Here is a 20,007-nt window from a genome sequence, read left to right as displayed (position 1 = left end):
GAAGGCAGGAGACCGCACCGCACCATGACGGAACGACCCGCGCAGCGCACCCCCAACCGCCAGCTCGCCGCGCTCATCGCCGAGGCTGGGTTCTCCAACGCGGGTTTAGCGCGTCGCGTCGACCAGCTCGGCCTCGAACACGGACTGGACCTGAGATACGACAAGACGTCCGTCACCCGATGGCTGCGCGGCCAGCAGCCCCGCGGCACCACCCCCGCGCTGATCGCCGAGGTCTTCACCCGGCGCCTCGGCCGCCGCCTCACCGCCCAGGACCTCGGCCTGGACGCCTGCGCCCCCGTCTACGCGGGGCTGGAGTTCGCCGCCACCCCCGAGGAGGCCGTCGACATCGTCAGCGGCCTGTGGCGCAAGGACTCCGGCAGCCACGCCGAACTCCGCAAGATCGCGTTCACCCCGGCCGGGCTGGTGGTGCCCAGCCGGGACTGGCTGATCGGCCGCCCCGACGACAAGGTGGCCCGCGCCGAGCCCCCCGCCCGGGTCCCGGCGCAGGGCCGCCCCGGACCGCCCCGGTACCCGGCCCCCGCCGACCTCTCGCGGCGCCGGCTGCCCGCCGAACGCGGCCCCGGCGTCCGGGTCAGCGCCGGCGACCTCGCGGCGCTGCGCTCGGTCGGCGAGCTGTTCCGCTCCCTGGACGACCGGTACGGCGGCGGACACGCCCGCCAGGCCCTCGTCCGCTACCTCGAACACGAACTGGAACCGATGCTGCGCGGCACCTACGGCGAGCAGACCGGCCGCCGCCTGTTCGCCGCCGCCGCCGACCTCACCCGGCTCGCCGGCTGGACCTCGTACGACATCGCCGCGCACGGGCTCGCCCAGCGCTACTTCGTGCAGGCGCTCCGGCTCGCCCAGGCCGCCGGGGACCGGGCCTACGGCTCGTACGTGCTGGTCACCATGAGCCGGCAGGCCGTCTACCTCGGGCACGGCCGCGAGGCGGTGCAGCTCGCCCGGGTCGCCCAGCAGGGGGTCGGCGGCAGCGCGCCGCCCGTGGTGCAGACGCTGCTGCACGCCTGCGAGGCGCGCGGGCACGCCGTCCTCGGCGAGGTCCGGGCCTGCACCGCCGCGCTCATCCGGGCCGAGCGGTCCATGGAGACCGTCCGCCCCGGGGACGAGGTCCCGTACTGGGCGCGGTTCTTCGACGAGGCGCAACTGGCCGACGAGTTCGGGCACTGCCACCGCGACCTCCAGCAGTACCGCGCCGCCGCGCAGCACGCGGAGCGCTCCCTGCAACTGCGGGCGGCCGGCTACGCCCGCAGCCGGCTGTTCAGCCGGGTCGTCCTCGCCACGGCCCGGCTCGGGCTCGGGGAGCTGGAGTCGGCGTGCCAGCTCGGGGCGGAGGCCGCCGCGCAGGCCGCCGACATGCGGTCGGTGCGGGCGGTGGAGTACGTCCGGGACTTCGAGCGGCGGCTGGAGCCGTACCGGGACGCCGCGCCGGTCCGGTCCTACCGGGACAAGGTGGCCGCGTTGGGGTAGGCGTTCCGGGTCCGGTCGCGGCTGGTCGCGCCCGTGCGGCCGGGGCGGCCGGACTCAGGCCGCGCGTGTCGCGGGCGACGGGTCCGCTCTGTGCATCGAGCCGTTCGCGCCCAGGTCGGCCAGGATGGCCGCGGCGGCCCGGTGGGCGGAGCGCAGGGCGCCCTGGACGGTGCTGGTGTCCCGGTGGTCGCCGCAGACGTACAGTCCCGCCAGCAGCCGTACCGGACGGCGCGGATCGTGCGGCGGGCGCATCGCCGGGACCGCCTCGGCGGTGTGGTGCACCGCGAGGGTCTCCCAGCGCGCGGTCGGGGCGCCGTACAGCCGGGCCAGGTGGGTGCGTACGGCGGTGTCGACGTCCGGCGGCGGCGGGCCGAGGACGGTGGAGGAGACCAGGGCGCGGCCGGCCGGGGCCCGGGTCGGGTCCACCTGGCTGACCACCGCCGTGCGGGCGACCGGGCCGCCGCGGTCGGCGTCGAGCAGCAGTGCCCGGCCGGTGGCCGGCGGCTCCTCCGTCGCGTGGTGGACCACCGTCACCGGGTGGAAGTCCGGCACCCGCAGGCCCGGCAGCAGCGCGGCGGCGGCGCGGGCGCCGGTGGCCACCAGCACCGCGCGGCAGCGGAAGACGCCGTGCTCGGCCGTGGTCACCGCGTTGGTCGCCACCGCCGTGGCCCGTACGCCGGTGCGCACCGTGCCCGGCGGCAGGGTCCGCGCCAGCAGCTCCGGCAGCGCCTCCGCGCCGCCCTCCGGTACGCCCAGCCGCCCGCCGGCGAAGGCCCGCAGGGCCAGGTCGGCGCACCGGCTGGACGTGGTCAGCTCCGGGTCGCACAGCAGGGCGGCGAGCAGCGGACGCAGGAAGCCGTCGATCGTGCGGGCGGGCAGCCCGCGCAGGGACAGGGCCTGCGCCGCGGGCAGTTCCGGGCGGGCCAGCAGCCGGGTGACCGGCGTCGCCGCGAGCCGGGTCAGGGCGGCGCTCAGCCGGGCCTGGTCGACGGCGGTGCCCAGCGGGGCCCCCGCCCGGCCCCGGTACGCCGCCGCCTGCCGCCCGGCGGCCCGGGGGAGCGGACCGGGCCGCCCGGACAGCGGGACCGGCGGGCGCGGGCCCGGCACCCCCCTGGGGGCGCTCGCCAGGGCGCGTACCGCGTGAAGTGCGCTCCGTGTGCCCCCGGCGCCCGCGGGGGCGCCCGCCCGGTGGTGGCGCCCCTCGCTGTGCAGCAGCACCCCCGGGGCGAACGGCCGGAGCGTGAGGCCGTCCAGGCCCGGCGCGTCCCGCAGTTCGGGACACGACATCGGGATCAACTGCCCGATCCGGTCGAGCCGGAAGCCGTCGACCTTCTCGGTGGCCATCCGCCCGCCCACCGTACGGGCGGCCTCCAGGACCACCGTCGACACCCCCTGACTGGTCAGCCGGTGCGCCGCGGAGAGCCCGGCGACCCCGGCCCCCACGACGACGACGTCCGCCTGGAACGTGGGCTCAAGCACGTGCCCCTCCTCGAGGTTGCGCGGCCGCTGGAGACGTGATGCCCCCAACTCGCTTCCGGAATACCCGAGTTCGGACCGAGCGTAGGGGGACGTGTTCGGTGCGGAGGAGCCGCGCGGAGACAGGGCACGGTCGCACGACGGTCGCATGCCGTCCGTGCCGTGCGCGCGGGGGAGGGCGGGGTGCCGCGTGCGGCGCGACGCCGCGGTGGGAGGGCGCGCCGACGGGCCGGGCGCCTCGCCCGAGTCCCTCGAAGCGCCCCGTCGCGGCCGGGCGGCCGGCCGGACGGCCGACCGGTCACAGCGCCGCCCGGATCGCCCCGTCGATCTCCGGGAACGCGAACCGGAACCCCGACTCCAGCAGGCGCGTCGGCAGCACCCGGGCGCTGCCCAGCACGTCCCCGGCCAGCTCGCCCAGCACCGCGCGCAGCACCGGCGCGGGCACCGCGAAGGGCGCCGGCCGGTGCAGTACGCGCCCCATGGCCACGGTGATCTCACGGTTGGTCAGCGGGTGCGGGGCGGTCAGGTCGAACGGGCCGGACAGGTCCTCGCGCTCCAGCAGGTGCCGGAGCGCGGCCACCTCGTCGTGCAGCGCGATGAACGACCAGTACTGCCGCCCGTCGCCCAGCCTCCCCCCGAGCCCCGCCCGGAACAGCGGGAACAGCTTCCCCCAGGCCCCACCGCCCCGGGCGACGACCAGCCCGGTCCGGGCGAACACCGTGCGCACGCCCGCCTCACGGGCGGGGGCCGCGGCGGCCTCCCACGCCACGCACAGCTCCGGCAGGAACCCCTCGCCCGCGGGCGCCCGCTCGTCCACCGCGCGGTCGCCGGTCTCCCCGTAGTAGCCGATCGCGCTGCCGTTCACGAAGACCCGCGGCGGCCGGTCCAGGCCGGCCACCGCGCGGGCCAGCGCCGCCGTGCCCTGGACCCGGCTGTCCACGAGGAGCTTCTTGTACGCCGCCGTCCAGCGCCGGTCGCCGATCCCGGCCCCCGCCAGGTTCACCACCGCCTCGCAGCCCGCGAGCCCGGCCGCGTCCACCCGCCCCCGCCCGGGGTCCCACCGCACCTCGCCCGCGTCCCGGGGCGCGCGCCGCACCAGGCGCACCACCTCGTGGCCGTCGGCCGCCAGGGAACGCGCCAGCGCGCTGCCGATCAGACCGGACGCGCCGGCCACCGCGATACGGGAGGGAGTGCGGGAAGGAGCCATGCGCCCATCCTGCCGCGCGGGCGGGAAAAACCCCGGCCGGCCCGCGCCGCCCGCGTCGTACAGTGACCGTCATGCCCGCCCCGTACATACGTCACGCCCGGCCCGACGACGAGCCGGCGCTCGCCCGCCTCGACCGCGAGACCTGGTCCTACCAGCACGCCGTCTCCCCGCGGCCGGAGCCGGACGCCCCCTTCTTCAGCGAGCGGTCCGGGCCCGGCGCCCACCTCGTGGCCGAACTGGACGGCACCGTCGTCGGCTACGTCCGCCTCGGCTTGCCCACCCCCCTCGCCTCCAACGCGCACGTCCGGCAGATCCACGGCCTCGCCGTCGCCGACGCCGCCCGCGGCCGGGGCGCCGGGCGGGCGCTGCTGCGCGCCGCCGTCGAGGAGGCCCGGCGCCTGGGCGCCCGCCGCCTCACCCTGCGCGTCCTCGGTCACAACACCGCCGCCCGCAAGCTCTACGAGTCCGAGGGCTTCGTCGTCGAGGGCGTCCAGCCCGAGGAGTTCCACCTCGACGGCGAGTACGTCGACGACGTCCTCATGGGCCGGTCCCTGACCTGACCCGCCGTCAGGCCGTCACCGGCACGCCGGTGTCCACCGCGGCCGTCGCCCCGGCCGCGCGCCGCGCCTGCGGCGCCACCTCCGCCGCCGTCAGCACATAGCCCGTCCCGGCGTCGGAGGTGGAGCGGGCGAACACCACACCGAACACCCGGCCGTCGGTGGTCAGCAGCGGCCCGCCGGAATTGCCCGGCCGGACCGTGGACCGTATGGAGTAGATTTCCCGGGTGACCGTCCCGTCGCGGTAGATGTTCTGCCCCGTCGCCCGCACCCGGCCGGCCACCGTCGCCGCCCTGAGGTCCAGGTCGCCGTCTTGCGGATAGCCCGCGACCACCGCCGCCGCGCCCCGCCCGGCGTCGTCGTCGAAGCGCAGGACGGGCGCCTCCAGCCCCGGCACGTACAGCACGGCCACGTCCTGCTCCGGGTCGAACAGCACCACCCGCGCCTCGTACGCCGGTCCCACGCCGCCCACTCGCACGGTCGGGTCGTCGATTCCGGCGACCACGTGGGCGTTGGTCATCACCCGCTCCCGCGCGTACACGAACCCGCTGCCCTCGCGCCCCTGCGTGCCCGTGACGCCCTCGACCTTGACCGTGCTCGACCTGGCCGCGTCGGTGGCCGCCGCCGTGACGCTGTCCCCCGAGGGCTCGGCGACCTCCGCCGTCGCCTCCGCCTCGAAGGGGTTGAAGACCTGCGGGAACCCGGCCTCCGCCAGCGCCGAGGTGGCTCGCGCGAACCACCCCGGGGTGGTGTCCGGCATCGCCCGCTGCACCCCGCCCAGCAGCCTGGAGTCCCGGATCGCCGAGGCGACCGGCGGCGACGAGGACGCCGCCAGGACGCTCGCCGCCACCCACGCCACGACCAGCACCGCCGCCGCGTTGGCCGCCGCGCCGCCGACGCCGTCGGCCACCCTGAGCGGCCCGGCGTCCAGCTCCCGCCGCAGCCTCAGCGCCAGCCTCCCCGCCAGTTCGTGGCCCAGCGCCGCCGGGACCACCACCGTGAGCACCGCCGCCACCGTCGCCCCGGTCGTCCCCGGCGCCACCAGGTCCACCACCCACGGCAGCAGCCACACGCCGACCACCGCGCCGCCCACGAACCCGGCGAGCGAGACACAGCCGGCCACCAGTCCGCGCCGGTACCCCGACGCCGCGTAGGCCAGGACCAGCAGCGCCAGCGGGATGTCGAGCAGGCCCACACGAGCCGCCTTTCTCTCGGACCCTTCGGGACCCTCGGGTACGCACGCGACGGGCCCGGTGATCAGCCGGTGCCGGGCGACGGGCCGGCGGGCGGCCCGGCACCGCGGTCATCCGGGAGAACGTCGCGGACCGGGACGATGGTTCCACCGGGTGGCACCCCACACGTCGCGCAGGCGCCGGAACCACCGGACAGTGGGTGGCATGGGTGTGCAGCGAAGGCGGCGCGGGCCGCGCGGACGGCGCCGGGCCCGGCTGCCGGTCCCCGCGCTGGTGCTGCTGGGCGCCCTGCCCGGCCTCGCCGCCGTGGTCGCGCTGCTGCTGTACGCGGGCGGCGCCGAGCGCACCACCGCCGGACGGCCCCGCTCCGCGCAGGAGACCGGCGGGTACACCGCCCCCCGGCCGCCCGTCGTCCCCCGGTCCGTCTGGCTGGGCGACGCCGGCCGCGAGCAGCCGCCGCCGCGCTACGACGACGAGGTGGTCGCCGTCTTCGTCCACCACACCGACACGCCCAACGGCTACGACTGCGCCGACACGCCCCGCATCCTGCGCGACATCTACACCGGCCAGACCGGCGTCCGCGACTGGGACGACCTCGGCTACAACTTCGTCGTCGACCGCTGCGGCACCATCTACGAGGGCCGCGCCGGGGGCGTCGACCGGGCCGTCACCGGCGCCCACACCCAGGGCTTCAACCACCGCACCACCGGCATCGCCGCGCTCGGCACCTTCACCGCCGGGGTGCCCGTGCCGGACGCGCTGACCGACGCGATCGCCGCGCTGGCCGCCTGGAAGCTGGGCCCCTCCGGCACCGACCCGCGCGGCCGGGTCCGCCTGGTCTCCAGCAACGGCCTCAGCCGGTACGCCGCCGGCGCCACCGCCACGCTGCCCGCCGTCGCCGGTCACGACGAGGGGTACCAGACCAGTTGCCCCGGCGCCGCCCTGCGCGCCCGGTTGCCCGAGATCCGGCAGCGCGCGGCCGGCCTCCAGCACCGGGGCCGCCACCCGCAGGCCCGGCACAGCGACCGGGCAGCCCCCTCCGATCCCGGCCCCCTGCGGTCGCTGCCGGAAGCCGGCCGGAGGCGGGGACCATGACGACCGATGACGACCTGCCCGCCGGCCGGCCCGACGCCGCCCGGCGTGAGGGAACCCCGGGGCCCTCAGTCCCCGAACCGCTCCCACAGCCGGGGGAACCGCTCGGCGAGGGCCCGGTCGTCCTCCAGGTCGACCGGCGCCCCCACCGGCTCCGCGGGCGCGGGCGCCAGCCCGAGGTCGGGGGCGACGGTGCCGGTGAGCTGCTCGTACGCCTCGTCGGCCGCGTAACCGAGGTCCTCGCCGTCGCCGTCGACCTCCTCGTCGAAGTCGTCCAGCAGCTCCGCGAGCGCGTCCGGCTCGTGCACCGCGCCCTCGTAGACCTCCCGGCCCTGGCCGATCAGCCAGCAGCGGAAGAAGTCGAAGGCGTCGTCGCCGGCGCCGCCGAGCAGGACCCAGGCGGCGCCCCACAGATCCCAGGTGTACGCGCGGTTGTAGCGCGCCTCGAAGTGGCGGGCGAAGTCCAGGACCGCCTCCGGGTCCAGCCGGCAGAGCCGTTCCACCAGCAGGTCGGCCTGCTCCTCGGGGTCGCCCTCCGCACCCCGGCGGGAGGAGTCGATCAGCTCCCAGAACTCCGTCTCGTCCATCACGGGTCCAGCATCGGCCCTGGGCGGGCGGGACGCACGCGGAGCCCACAGATCGTTATCTCCCGCCCTGGATCTCCCCGAAGTCACCCCGGGCTCACCCCGGGATCACCCCGGACCGGCCCCGTGTCACTGGCCGTACAGCGCGGCCAGGCGCCGGGCGTCCGCCGCGCACCGGGCGCGCAGTTCCTCCGGGGCCAGCACCTCCGCCTCCGGGCCGAGCGCGCGGAGCTGGCTGTGGGCGACCTCCGCCGACTCCACCGGGAGCGTCACCGTCACCCACCCGTCCGCGCCGGGCGGCCCCGCCGCCTCGAGCGCCCGCCGCGCGGCCGGCGGGTCCACGGCGTACGGCAGTCGCCGCACGCCCTCGGGGGAGAGCCGCAGGACGACCTCGGCGCGCAGGATCGACAGCGCGAACTGCTCCGCCCGCTCCGCCCAGAACCCGGGCAGGTCGAACTCCTCGTCCCGCGCGAACCGCTCCCCGTCCGCCGCCACCGAGCGGAACCGGTCGATCCGGTAGACCCGGAAGGACCCGCCGCCGGCGTCCCGCGCGACCCGCGCGCACAGGTACCAGACCCCCGCCTTCAGCACCAGCCCGTACGGCTCCAGCACCCGCTCGACCTCGCTCTCGCCGCGCCGGTAGCGGGCGGTGATCCGCCGGTCGTCCCACACCGCGTCCGCCACCGCGGGCAGCAGCTCGGGCGTCTCCGGCTCGGTGAACCAGCCCGGCGCGTCCAGGTGGAAACGCTGCGCGGCCGTCCGGGAGGCGTCCCGCAGCGACGGCAGCAGCGCCGCCGACACCTTCAGCCGGGCCGCCGACGCCGCGTCCGCCAGGCCCATGTCGCGCAGCGCCCCCGGCACCCCCGACAGGAACAGCGCCTCCGCCTCGCCGCGGGCCAGCCCCGTCAGCCGGGTCCGGTACCCGCCGATCAGCCGGTACCCGCCCGCCCGGCCCCGGTCCGCGTACACCGGCACGCCCGCCTCCGACAGGGCCTGCGCGTCCCGGGTGACGGTCCGCTCGGACACCTCCAGCTCCCGGGCCAGCTCGGCGGCGGTCATCGAGGGCCGGGACTGGAGCAACAGCACCATCTTGATGAGGCGGGCAGCACGCATGGCCCACATCATGCAGGAAACGCGGGAGGCCCCCGCCGGGCGGCGGGGGCCTCCTCACGAAGAGGCTGTCACAGGCCGTAGCGCTCGCGCGCCTCCTTCACGGCCGTCGCCTTGACCTCGCCGCGCCGGGCCAACTGGGCCAGCGCCGCGACGACCACGGACTCCGCGTCGACACCGAAGTGGCGGCGGGCGTCCTCACGGGTGTCCGACAGGCCGAAGCCGTCGGCGCCCAGCGAGGACCAGTCCTGCTCCACCCACTGCGCGATCTGGTCCGGGACCTGGCGCATGTAGTCGGAGACCGCCAGCACCGGACCCTCGGCGCCCTGCAGCGCCTGCCGCAGGTACGGCACCCGGTCCTCGCCGCGCAGCAGCGCCGCGTCGGCCTCCATCGCGTCCCGGCGCAGCTCGGTCCAGGAGGTCGCGGACCACACGTCGGCGGCCACGCCCCACTCCTCGGCGAGCAGCCTCTGCGCCTTCAGCGCCCAGTGGATCGCCGTACCCGAACCCATGAGCTGGAGACGGGGGGCGTTCGCCACCGGGGTCAGGCCCGCGGACTCCGCGGTGTTGAAGCGGTACAGGCCCTTGACGATGCCCTCGTCGATGCCGAGGCCGGCCGGCTTGGCGGGCTGCGGCAGCGGCTCGTTGTAGACCGTCAGGTAGTAGAAGACGTTCTGGTCCTCGCCCGGCTTGGCCTCGCCGTACATCCGGCGCAGGCCCTCCTTGACGAGGACGGCGATCTCGTAGGCGAACGCCGGGTCGTACGTCAGCGCCGCCGGGTTGGTCGCGGCGATCACCGGGGTGTGGCCGTCGGCGTGCTGGAGGCCCTCGCCGGTCAGCGTGGTGCGCCCGGCGGTGGCGCCGATGAGGAAGCCGCGGCCGAGCTGGTCGCCGAGCTGCCACATCTGGTCGGCCGTGCGCTGCCAGCCGAACATCGAGTAGAAGATGTAGAACGGGATCATCGCCTCGCCGTGCGTCGCGTACGCGGTGGACGCGGCGATGAAGTCGGCCATCGAACCGGCCTCGGTGATCCCCTCGTTGAGGATCTGGCCGTTCTCGGCCTCCTTGTAGTACATGAGCTGGTCACGGTCGACCGGCTCGTACGTCTGGCCCTTGGGCGAGTAGATGCCCAGCGACGGGAAGAGCGACTCCATGCCGAAGGTGCGCGCCTCGTCGGGGACGATCGGCACCCAGCGCTTGCCGGTCTGCTTGTCGCGGACCAGGTCCTTGACCAGGCGGACGAAGGCCATGGTGGTCGCCACGTTCTGCGAGCCGGAGCCCTTGTCGAAGGCGGTGAACGCCTTCTCGGCCGGGGCGGGCAGCGCGGGCAGCGGGTGCGTACGGCGGGCCGGGGCCGGACCGCCGAGGGCGGCGCGGCGCTCCTGGAGGTAGCGGACCTCGGGGGAGCCGGCGCCCGGGTGGCCGTAGGGGACCACGCCGTCGACGAAGTCGCTGTCCTTGATCGGCAGGCCGAGGCGGTCGCGCATCGCCTTGAACTCGTCCACCGTCAGCTTCTTCATCTGGTGGTTGGCGTTCTTCGACGCGAAGCCCTCACCGAGGGTGTGGCCCTTGACGGTCTGCGCCAGGATCACGGTCGGCGCGCCCTTGTGGGCCAGCGCCGCCCGGTACGCGGCGTACACCTTGCGGGCCTCGTGGCCGCCGCGCGAGGTGTGGAAACACTCGATGATCTTGTCGTCGCTCAGCAGCTTCGCCATCTCCGCCAGCGCCGGGTCGGCGCCGAAGAAGTCCTGGCGGATGTAGGCCGCGTCGCGGGTCTGGTACGTCTGGACCTGCGCGTCGGGTACCTCGCGCAGTCGGCGTACCAGCGCGCCCGTGGTGTCGAGCTGGAACAGCTCGTCCCAGGCGGTGCCCCACAGCGTCTTGACGACGTTCCAGCCGGCGCCGCGGAACTGGGCCTCCAGCTCCTGCACGATCTTGAAGTTGGCGCGGACCGGGCCGTCCAGGCGCTGCAGGTTGCAGTTGATGACGAAGGTCAGGTTGTCCAGGCCCTCGCGGGAGGCGAGCGCGAGTGCCGCCGTCGACTCCGGCTCGTCCATCTCGCCGTCGCCGAGGAACGCCCACACGTGCGAGGCGGAGGTGTCCTTGATGCCGCGGGCGGTCAGGTAGCGGTTGAACCGCGCCTGGTAGATCGCGGAGAGCGGGCCCAGGCCCATGGAGACGGTGGGGAACTCCCACAGCCAGGGCAGCCGCCGGGGGTGCGGGTAGGAGGGCAGGCCGTTGCCGCCGGACTCGCGGCGGAAGTTGTCGAGGTGGTCCTCGGTCAGCCGGCCGTCGAGGAAGGCGCGGGCGTAGATGCCGGGGGAGGCGTGGCCCTGGATGTAGAGCTGGTCGCCGGAGCCGTCCCCCTCCTTGCCCTTGAAGAAGTGGTTGAAGCCGGTCTCGTAGAGCCAGGCCGCGGAGGCGAAGGTGGCGATGTGGCCGCCGACGCCGGCTTTGCTGCCGCGGGTCACCATCGCCGCCGCGTTCCAGCGGCTCCAGGCGGTGATCCGGGACTCCATCTCCTCGTCGCCGTCGACGACGGGCTCGGCGGAGGTGGGGATGGTGTTGACGTAGTCCGTCTCGAGGAGCTTCGGCAGTGCGACGCCGGCTCCCTCGGCACGCTCCAGCGTGCGCCGCATCAGGTACGCGGCACGGTGCGGCCCGGCCGCCTTGGCGACGGCGTCCAGGGAGGCCTGCCACTCGGCGGTCTCCTCCGGGTCCCGGTCGGGGAGCTGGTCGAGCGCGCTCGGCTGGATGGCGTAGGGGTCGGTCATGTCGCCGCCTTCCTCAGTCGAAGGGGGGGTGCCCTTGTGTCTTTGGCAGGACAGGGCGTGCGGCTCCGGTGGGAGCACGTCGGTGACTGTAACTCGCTGATCGATGATCGATCAAAGGGTGCGGGGCGAAAATCCCCGGATCACGGGAAAGTCGGCACGGGGTGTCTCCGACGGTGGCACGGGGTGACGGTTTTCGCAGGTGAGGTGCGGCTTCTGACGCGGGTGCGTCGTGGCCGACCGCGGAACTCCCTCAGGCGCGGGGAGCACACCCCAGGACATGGGACTTCACCAGGTCCGCGATCCGCGGGTCGCGGCGCTTGAAGGCGGCGACCAGCTCCTCGTGCTCCTCGGCGTACGACTGCTGCACCGTCCCCAGCCAGCGGATCGACAGCGCGGTGAAGACCTCGATGCCCAGCCCCTCCCAGGTGTGCAGCAGCACCGAGTTGCCCGCCGCCCGCACCAGCTCCCGGTGGAAACCGACCGTGTGCCTGACCTGCGCCGTGCCGTCGGCCATCCGGTCCGCCTCGTAGAGCGCGCCGACGTGCGGCTCCAGGGCCGAGCAGTCCTCGGCCAGCCTCGCCGCCGCCAGCTCCGCCGCGATCGCCTCCAGACCGGCCCGGACCGGGTAGCTCTCCTCCAGGTCGGCGGCGGTCAGATTGCGCACCCGTACGCCCTTGTTCGGCGCCGACTCGATCAGCCGCAGCGACTCCAGCTCGCGCAGCGCCTCCCGCACCGGCGTCTGGCTGACCTCCAGCTCGGTGGCGATCCGCCGCTCCACGATCCGCTCGCCCGGCTGCCAGCGCCCGCTGATGATCCCCTCCAGGATGTGCTCGCGGATCTGCTCGCGCAGCGAGTGGACGACGGGCGCGGTCATGAAGGGCTCCTTAGGGAGGGGCCCGTTCCGGCCCCCTGGGGCGTTGACGTTTAGACAATACGGCCGTCGGCCTCCGGCGGAAGGGCGCATACGGGGGCTTTCGCGCAGGTGAGACGAGGCTTACACGCGGGGGTGCGCAGAACCGACGGCGCCCCCGCCCGGAAAGCTCCGGACGGGGGCGCCGCGGGGACCGTGGGGGTCAGAGGCCCAGCTCGACCTCGAACTCGCCCGCCTCCAGGATGGCCTTGACCGCGGTCAGGTAACGCGCGGCGTCGGCACCGTCCACCAGGCGGTGGTCGTAGGACAGGGTCAGGTACGTCATGTCGCGGACGCCGATGGCCGTGCCCTCCTCCGTCTCGATCACGGCGGGGCGCTTGACCGTCGCGCCGATGCCGAGGATCGCGACCTGGCCCGGCGGCACGATGATCGTGTCGAACAGCGCGCCGCGCGACCCGGTGTTGGAGATGGTGAAGGTCGCGCCGGACAGCTCGTCCGGGGTGATCTTGCTGGCCCGGACCTTGCCCGCCAGCTCGGCCGTGGCCTTGGCGATACCGGCGATGTTCAGGTCGCCGGCGCGCTTGATGACCGGGGTCATCAGGCCCTTCTCGGAGTCCACCGCGATACCGATGTTCTCGGTGTCGAAGTAGGTGATGGTCCCCTCGGCCTCGTTGATCTTGGCGTTGATGGCCGGGTGGGCCTTCAGCGCCTGGGCCGCGGCCTTGACGAAGAACGGCATCGGGGAGAGCTTGACGCCCTCGCGGGCCGCGAACGCGTCCTTGGCCCGGCCGCGCAGCTTCATCAGCTTCGTGACGTCGACCTCGACGACCGAGGACAACTGCGCCTGCTCGTGCAGCGCCTTGACCATGTTGTCGCCGATGACCTTGCGGATGCGCGGCATCTTGACGGTCTGGCCGCGCAGCGGCGACGCCTCCAGCTTCGGCGCCTGCTTGGCGGCCGGGGCAGCGGCGGCGGCCGGCGCCGGGGCGGCACTGGCGGCCTTCGCGGCCTCGGCGGCGGCGATGACGTCCTGCTTGCGGATGCGGCCGCCCACGCCGCTGCCCGAGACGGTGGACAGGTCGACGCCGTTCTCGGCGGCGAGCTTGCGCACCAGCGGGGTGACGTAGGCACCGTCGTCGGCCGGCTTGGCGGCGGCCGGAGCCGGGGCCTGGGCGGCCGGGGCCTGGGCCGGGGCCGGAGCCGGAGCGGCGGCCGGGGCCGGAGCGGCGGCCGGGGCGGGCGCCGGGGCGGAGGGGACCGGCTCGGGAGCCGGGGTCTCCTGCTGCTGCGGGGCCGGAGCCGTCGGCGCCTGCGGCGCGGCCTGCGCCTGCGGGGCCGGGGCGGGCTCGGGCTGGGCCGGCGCCTCGGGGGCGGCCGGGGCGGCGGCCGGAGCGGCACCCGCCTCGCCGATGACGGCGAGCTTGGCGCCGACCTCGGCGGTCTCGTCCTCGCCGACCACGATCTCCAGCAGCGTGCCCGAGGCGGGCGCCGGGATCTCGGTGTCGACCTTGTCGGTGGAGACCTCCAGCAGCGGCTCGTCGGCCTCGACGGTGTCACCGACCGACTTCAGCCAGCGGGTGACGGTGCCCTCGGTGACGGACTCGCCGAGCGCGGGCAGGACCACGTCCGTGCCCTCGGCGGAGCCGCCGCCGGAGCTGGCCTCGGCGGTGGGAGCGGGCGCCGGGGCGGCCTGCTCGGTGGAGGGGGCGGCCGGCGCCGGCTCGGGAGCCGGCTCGGCGACCTGCTCGGCCTGCGGGGCCGGCTCCGCCGCCGGGGCGCCGGACCCGTCGTCGATCAGCGCCAGCTCGGCGCCGACCTCGACCGTCTCGTCCTCGGCGACCTTGATGGAGGACAGCACGCCGGAGGCGGGGGCCGGGATCTCGGTGTCGACCTTGTCGGTCGAGACCTCGAGCAACGGCTCGTCGGCCTCGACGCGCTCACCCTCGGCCTTCAGCCAGCGGGTGACGGTGCCCTCGGTGACGCTCTCGCCGAGCGCCGGCAGGGTTACGGAAACCGCCATGGTTTCGGTTGCTCCTAACGAATTGCGGAAGTCTGTGTCGTCGCGCCCGATGACCGAAGGCGTCAGTCGTGCATGTGCAGGGGCTTGCCGGCCAGGGCCAGGTGGGCCTCGCCCAGCGCCTCGTTCTGCGTGGGGTGGGCGTGGATGAGCTGGGCGACCTCGGCGGGCAGCGCCTCCCAGTTGTAGATGAGCTGGGCCTCGCCGACCTGCTCGCCCATGCGGTCGCCGACCATGTGGACGCCGACCACGGCACCGTCCTTGACCTGGACGAGCTTGATCTCGCCCGCGGTCTTCAGAATCCGGCTCTTGCCGTTGCCGCCGAGCGGGAACTTGATGGTGACGACCTTGTCCGCGCCGTAGACCTCCTTGGCCTTGGCCTCGGTGACGCCCACGGAGGCGACCTCGGGGTGGCAGTACGTCACCCGCGGGACACCGTCGTAGTCGATCGGGACGACCTTCAGACCGGCCAGCCGCTCCGCCACCAGGATGCCCTCGGCGAAGCCGACGTGCGCGAGCTGGAGGGTGGGCACCAGGTCGCCGACGGCGGAGACGGTCGGCACGTTGGTCCGCATGTACTCGTCGACCAGGACGTAACCGCGGTCCATGGCGACCCCGGCCTCCTCGTAGCCCAGGCCCTGCGAGACCGGGCCGCGGCCGACGGCGACGAGCAGGATCTCGGCCTCGAACTCCTTGCCGTCGGCGAGGGTGACCTTGACACCGTCCTGGGTGTACTCGGCCTTCTCGAAGAAGGTGCCCAGGTTGAACTTGATGCCGCGCTTGCGGAAGGCGCGCTCCAGCAGCTTGGAGCTGTTCTCGTCCTCGACCGGGACGAGGTGCTTCATGCCCTCGATGACGGTGACGTCGGTGCCGAAGGACTTCCACGCGGAGGCGAACTCGACGCCGATGACGCCGCCGCCCAGGACGATCGCGGACTTCGGCACGCGGTCCAGGGTGAGGGCGTGGTCGGAGGAGATGATGCGGTTGCCGTCGATCTCCAGGCCGGGCAGCGACTTCGGCACGGAGCCGGTCGCCAGCAGGATGTGGCGGCCCTGGACCCGCTGGCCGTTCACGTCGACGGAGGTGGGGGAGGACAGCTTGCCCTCACCCTCGATGTACGTCACCTTGCGGGAGGCGATCAGACCCTGCAGGCCCTTGTACAGGCCGGAGATCACATCGTCCTTGTACTTGTGGACCGCCGCGATGTCGATGCCCTCGAAGGTGGCCTTGACACCGAACTGCTCGCTCTCGCGGGCCTGGTCGGCGATCTCACCGGCGTGCAGCAGCGCCTTGGTGGGGATGCAGCCGTTGTGCAGGCAGGTGCCGCCGACCTTGCCCTTCTCGATCAGGGCGACGTCCAGACCAAGCTGCGCCCCGCGCAGGGCCGCGGCGTAACCACCGCTACCACCGCCGAGGATCACTAGGTCGAAAACGGTGCTGGCGTCGTTCGCCACGTCACGTCCTCCATGCATGTGCGCCGTACGCCGGTCTTCGCTGACCGGCAGGCGGCTGGTGTCCGGCCGCTCGTTCTTCGGCCCTGGGTGGGGCCCTGTCCTGCCGAACCCCATCTTCGCACCTGCGGCCCCCCGACGAGACGCCGGGCCGGGGTGTGAGACACAGCACGTTCACGCCCGGGGGCGCGGGGAACTGCGCGACGGGCCGCGGCGGACCCGCACCCGCGCGATCACCCGCGCCCCCGGGCTGCCGGGCGCCCTAGCCCAGATCGCCCGCGGCGGTCAACTCCGCCAGCCGTACCAGCGTCCGCACCGCCGTACCCGTGCCTCCCTTGGGCGTGTACCCGAACGGCCCGCTCTCGTTGAACGCCGGGCCCGCGATGTCCAGGTGCGCCCAGGAGATCCCCTCGCCCACGAACTCGCGCAGGAACAGGCCGGCGACCAGCCCGCCGCCCATCCGCTCACCCATGTTGGCGATGTCGGCGACGGGGGAGTCCATGCCCTTGCGCAGGTGCTCCGGCAGCGGCATCGGCCAGGCCGGCTCCCCGACCTCCTCGGCCGCCTCGTGCACCGCGGCGCGGAACGCGTCGTCGTTGGCCATGATCCCGAACGTCCGGCTGCCCAGCGCCAGCATCATCGCGCCGGTCAGCGTGGCCACGTCCACGATCGCGTCCGGCTGCTCCTGCGAGGCCGCCCACAGCGCGTCGGCGAGGACGAGGCGCCCCTCGGCGTCGGTGTTGAGCACCTCCACGGTCTTGCCGCTGTACATCCGCAGCACGTCACCCGGGCGGGTGGCGGAACCGGAGGGCATGTTCTCGGCCAGCGCCAGCCAGCCGGTGACGTTGACCTCCAGGCCGAGCCGCGCGGCGGCGACGACCGCGGCGAACACGGCGGCGGCACCGGCCATGTCGCACTTCATCGTCTCGTTGTGCCCGGCGGGCTTGAGCGAGATGCCGCCCGAGTCGTAGGTGATGCCCTTGCCGACGAAGGCGAGGGACTTCTTCGCCTTGGACGAGGTGTACGACAGCTTCACCAGCCGCGGCCCGGCCGCCGAACCGGCGCCGACGCCGAGGATGCCGCCGTAGCCGCCCTTGGTGAGCGCCTTCTCGTCGAGCACCTGCACCTTGATGCCGTGTTCCTTGGCGGCGGCCTGCGCGATGGCGGCGAACGCCTCGGGGTCGAGGTCGTTGGGCGGGGTGTTGACCAGGTCGCGGGCCCGGTTCAGCTCCTCGGCGACGGCGGCGGCGCGCTCCAGCGCGGCCTTGTACGCCTTGTCGCGGGGCTTGCCGCCGAGCAGCACGGCCTCGGCCAGCGGCGCCTTGCCGTTCTTGGCCTTGGCGTCCTTGCCGGTGTCCTTGTAGGCGTCGAAGACGTACGCGCCGAGCAGCACGCCCTCGCCGACGGCACCGGCGTCGGCGGCGTCGGCCAGCGGCAGCGCGAACGCGGCCTTCTTCGCTCCGGTCAGGGCGCGGGCGGCGACACCGGCGGCCCTGCGCAGGGCCTCGCCGTCGTAACCGGCGTCCTTCTCGGGCGCGGTGCCCAGGCCCACCGCCACCACGAGCGGCGCCTTGAAACCGGCCGGTGCCGGCACCTTCGTCACCTCGCCCTCGGCCCCGGACGCGCCGAGGGTCTCCAGGACGCCGGCCAGCCCGCCGTCGTACGCCTTGTCCACGGCCTCGGCGCCCGGCGCGACGACCAGGCCGCCCCTGGCGCTGGACGCGGTGCCCTTGGCGACCCCGATCACGATCGCGTCGACCCGCAGGCCGGGCGCCGCGGAGGTGCTGAGAGTGAGAGCAGTCACGGTGGTGAAATCTCGCTTCCGTATGAATTCCGGTGAAGTGCCGGTGTGTGGCCGAATGCGGTGGGTCGACCGGGCCCGACAACCGACCCTAGATCCCTCCTGCGATGCGGTCTCCACCTGGGCGGGCGAAAGCCCGGCACGAGCCTACGCTCGCGGGCCCCTTCCCTCATGCCCGCGCACGGGTGCCGGCCGGTCAGCCGAGGGCGAGGACGACCAGCGCGATGGTGGCCGCCGTCTCCGCGAGCCCGCCGAAGACGTCGCCGGTGACGCCGCCGAGACGGCCGCGGCAGTGGCGCAGCAGCAGTTCGGCGCCGGCCAGGGCGCCGAGCACGGCCAGCGCGGCCCGTGCCGCGTCGTACGGTCCGAGCAGCGCGCCCGCCGCCGCGGCCAGCGCCGTGCCGGCCGCGGCGACGGCCAGCGCCGTCCGGGCCGGGACGGTTCCGGCGACGGCCGCGCCCAGTCCCCCCGGGCGGGCGGGCGGCACGCCGGTCCGGGCGGCGAGGGTCAGCGCGAGGCGGGCGGCGGCCGCCGAGACCACGGCGGCGACCGCGCCCCGGGCCCAGGAGTCCTCGTACGCCCGCGCCAGCGCGGCCACCTGGGCGAGCAGCACCAGCACGAGGGTGATCACGCCGAACGGCCCGATGTCCGACTGCTTCATGATCCGCAGCGCGTCCTCGGCCGGCTTGCCGCTGCCCAGCCCGTCCGCGGTGTCGGCCAGCCCGTCCAGATGCAGCCCGCGGGTGAGCGCCGCCGGTACCGCGGCGGTGGCGACGGCGGCGAGCAGCGGGCCCGCGCCGAGGAGCAGCAGCAGCGCCCCGAGGGCGGCGGCGCAGCAGCCGACGGCCAGCCCGGCGAGCGGCGCGCACACCATGCCGCCGCGTGCGGCCGGCCGGTCCCAGCGGGTCACCCGGACCGGGAACACGGTGAGCGTGCCGAACGCGAAACGGACCCCGTCGGAAACTGACCTGAACACCGACGCAGCCTATCCACCGGCCCCGATCGCCCGGTGCCCGGTGCCCGGTCCGGGGCCCGGTCCGGGGCCCGGCCCGCCGCGACGCCCGAACCGGCGGTTACGCCTCCTCGCCGGTGGCGGCCGGGGCCTTCGCGGTCTCGGCGGGCCCGGCCGTCCCGGCGGTCCCGGTCGTCTCCGTGGTCCCGGCGGTCCCGGCGGTGCCGGCGGTCCCGGTCGTCCCGGCCGTCTCCGTGGTCCCGGCCGTCCCGGCCGTCCCTGCCGTCTCCGTGGTCCCGGTCGTCTCCGTGGTCTCCAGGGTCTCCGGCGACTCCGGCGACTCCGGCTCCTCGGGGCGTTCCGGGAGTTCCGCCGCCAGGGACGCCGCCGCCTGCACCAGGGGGAGGGCGAGCAGTGCGCCCGTGGCCTCGCCGACGCGTACGCCCTGGGCGAGCAGGGGCTCCAGGGCCATCCGGTCCAGGGCCTTGGCCTGGCCGGGCTCCCCGCTGTCGTGGGCCGCCAGCCACCAGTCCGGGGCGCGGAACGCGATCCGCTGGCCGACCAGCGCGCAGGCGGCCGTCACCACCCCGTCCAGGATCACCGGCATTTTCCGTACCGCGCTCTGCAGCAGGAAGCCCGTCATCGCCGTGAGGTCGGCGCCGCCCACCGTCGCCAGCAGCCGGAGCTGGTCGCCGAGCACCGGCCGGGCCCGGCGCAGCGCGTCCCGGATCGCCGCGCACTTGCGCATCCAGGCCAGGTCGTCGATGGCCAGCCCGCCGCGCCCGGTGACGACCGAGGCGTCGGTCCCGCACAGCGCCGCCACCAGCACGCCCGCCGCCGTGGTGCCGCCGACGCTCACATCGCCGAGGATCACCAGGTCCGTACCGGAGTCGGCCTCCTCGTCGGCGATCGCGACCCCCGCCCGGAAGGCCGCCTCGGCCTCCTCCAGGGTCAGCGCGTCCTCCACGTCGATCCGTCCGCCGCCGCGCCGCACCCGGTGCCGTACCACCTCGGCGGGCAGCGTCGCCGGGTCGCAGTCCAGCGCCATGTCGACGACCCGCACCGGCACGCCGAGCCGCCGGGCCAGCACGGACACCGGCCGCCCGCCCGCCAGCACCTCGCGGACCAGTTCCCCGGCGCTGCTCGCAGGGCGGGCCGAGACGCCCAGCTCGGCGACCTTGTGGTCGCCGGCGAAGAGCACCACCCGCGGCCGTTCGACCGGCCGCACCGGCACGGCGGACCGGGCCGCGGCCAGCCACTCGCCCAGGTCGTCCAGGCGGCCCAGCGCCCCGGGCGGCACGACCAGACGCTCCCGGCGCGCCTCGGCGTCGCGGCGGACCCCGCCGTCCGGGCGCTCGATCAGATCGGTGAAGTCGTCGAGATTCAGCGAGCTCATTCGCCGAACAGTACCGGCCGCGATCGCCCGCGACCGAG

The 20,007-nt window shown here is 75.1% G+C and carries 14 protein-coding genes and 1 pseudogene; 3 read left to right on the top strand and 12 right to left on the bottom strand.

Annotated elements, in window-relative coordinates:
• The first annotated feature begins 24 nt into the window (after nucleotides 1-24).
• Nucleotides 25-1,488: a regulator gene (locus ACFY32_RS08780; RefSeq protein ID WP_359193298.1), complete on the top strand. Its 1,464-nt coding sequence runs from the start codon at nucleotides 25-27 to the stop codon at nucleotides 1,486-1,488.
• Between the two features lie 54 nt (nucleotides 1,489-1,542).
• Here the strand turns inward: ACFY32_RS08780 and ACFY32_RS08775 are convergent, their stop codons facing one another.
• Complete coding sequence (locus tag ACFY32_RS08775; protein ID WP_359193295.1) at nucleotides 1,543-2,967, bottom strand: NAD(P)/FAD-dependent oxidoreductase; 1,425 nt, start codon at nucleotides 2,965-2,967, stop codon at nucleotides 1,543-1,545.
• A 295-nt stretch (nucleotides 2,968-3,262) separates the two neighbouring features.
• Nucleotides 3,263-4,171: a TIGR01777 family oxidoreductase gene (locus ACFY32_RS08770; RefSeq protein WP_359193292.1), complete on the bottom strand. Its 909-nt coding sequence runs from the start codon at nucleotides 4,169-4,171 to the stop codon at nucleotides 3,263-3,265.
• 71 nt (nucleotides 4,172-4,242) lie between these two features.
• On the opposite strand from ACFY32_RS08770, the gene ACFY32_RS08765 reads away from it, so the two are divergent.
• Complete coding sequence (locus ACFY32_RS08765) at nucleotides 4,243-4,731, top strand: GNAT family N-acetyltransferase (RefSeq protein WP_359193290.1); 489 nt, start codon at nucleotides 4,243-4,245, stop codon at nucleotides 4,729-4,731.
• A gap of 7 nt (nucleotides 4,732-4,738) precedes the next feature.
• Here ACFY32_RS08765 and ACFY32_RS08760 read toward each other — a convergent pair whose 3' ends face one another.
• On the bottom strand, nucleotides 4,739-5,923 hold the full coding sequence (locus ACFY32_RS08760; RefSeq protein ID WP_359193287.1) for a MarP family serine protease: 1,185 nt from the start codon (nucleotides 5,921-5,923) through the stop codon (nucleotides 4,739-4,741).
• A 202-nt stretch (nucleotides 5,924-6,125) separates the two neighbouring features.
• On the opposite strand from ACFY32_RS08760, the gene ACFY32_RS08755 reads away from it, so the two are divergent.
• Nucleotides 6,126-7,016 carry a peptidoglycan recognition protein gene (locus ACFY32_RS08755; protein ID WP_390673764.1) on the top strand — a complete coding sequence of 297 codons (891 nt, stop codon included), beginning with the start codon at nucleotides 6,126-6,128 and terminating at the stop codon, nucleotides 7,014-7,016.
• A gap of 65 nt (nucleotides 7,017-7,081) precedes the next feature.
• On the opposite strand, the gene ACFY32_RS08750 is transcribed toward ACFY32_RS08755, so the two are convergent.
• The 9 genes and pseudogenes from ACFY32_RS08750 to cobT form a co-directional block, all read right to left on the bottom strand.
• On the bottom strand, nucleotides 7,082-7,600 hold the full coding sequence (locus ACFY32_RS08750; protein ID WP_359193329.1) for a DUF4240 domain-containing protein: 519 nt from the start codon (nucleotides 7,598-7,600) through the stop codon (nucleotides 7,082-7,084).
• A gap of 126 nt (nucleotides 7,601-7,726) precedes the next feature.
• Nucleotides 7,727-8,710: a YafY family protein gene (locus tag ACFY32_RS08745; protein WP_359193284.1), complete on the bottom strand. Its 984-nt coding sequence runs from the start codon at nucleotides 8,708-8,710 to the stop codon at nucleotides 7,727-7,729.
• 68 nt (nucleotides 8,711-8,778) lie between these two features.
• Nucleotides 8,779-11,481: a pyruvate dehydrogenase (acetyl-transferring), homodimeric type gene (gene aceE, locus ACFY32_RS08740; protein ID WP_390673763.1), complete on the bottom strand. Its 2,703-nt coding sequence runs from the start codon at nucleotides 11,479-11,481 to the stop codon at nucleotides 8,779-8,781.
• 250 nt (nucleotides 11,482-11,731) lie between these two features.
• Complete coding sequence (locus ACFY32_RS08735; protein WP_359193278.1) at nucleotides 11,732-12,355, bottom strand: GntR family transcriptional regulator; 624 nt, start codon at nucleotides 12,353-12,355, stop codon at nucleotides 11,732-11,734.
• Nucleotides 12,356-12,554: 199 nt separating this feature from the next.
• A complete protein-coding gene (gene sucB / locus ACFY32_RS08730) occupies nucleotides 12,555-14,372 on the bottom strand; it encodes a 2-oxoglutarate dehydrogenase, E2 component, dihydrolipoamide succinyltransferase (protein ID WP_390673762.1) in 1,818 nt (605 codons plus the stop codon).
• 62 nt (nucleotides 14,373-14,434) lie between these two features.
• Entirely contained in the window at nucleotides 14,435-15,823 is a 1,389-nt protein-coding gene (gene lpdA / locus ACFY32_RS08725) for a dihydrolipoyl dehydrogenase (protein ID WP_359193272.1), read from the bottom strand.
• A gap of 259 nt (nucleotides 15,824-16,082) precedes the next feature.
• Nucleotides 16,083-17,624, bottom strand: a complete 1,542-nt coding sequence (locus ACFY32_RS08720; RefSeq protein WP_359193269.1) for a leucyl aminopeptidase — start codon at nucleotides 17,622-17,624, stop codon at nucleotides 16,083-16,085.
• Nucleotides 17,625-17,817: 193 nt separating this feature from the next.
• On the bottom strand, nucleotides 17,818-18,597 hold the full coding sequence (locus ACFY32_RS08715; RefSeq protein ID WP_390673761.1) for an adenosylcobinamide-GDP ribazoletransferase: 780 nt from the start codon (nucleotides 18,595-18,597) through the stop codon (nucleotides 17,818-17,820).
• A 337-nt stretch (nucleotides 18,598-18,934) separates the two neighbouring features.
• Nucleotides 18,935-19,969, bottom strand: a pseudogene (gene cobT, locus ACFY32_RS08710) (nicotinate-nucleotide--dimethylbenzimidazole phosphoribosyltransferase); the annotation flags it as partial.
• Nucleotides 19,970-20,007: the final 38 nt, after the last annotated feature.

Source organism: Streptomyces sp. NPDC000134 (genome assembly GCF_042899225.1).
In the GTDB taxonomy this organism is placed as follows: Bacteria; Actinomycetota; Actinomycetes; order Streptomycetales; family Streptomycetaceae; genus Streptomyces.
The sequence above is the reverse complement of the archived record's forward strand: the minus strand, read 5'-3'. Positions and strand labels throughout refer to the sequence as shown.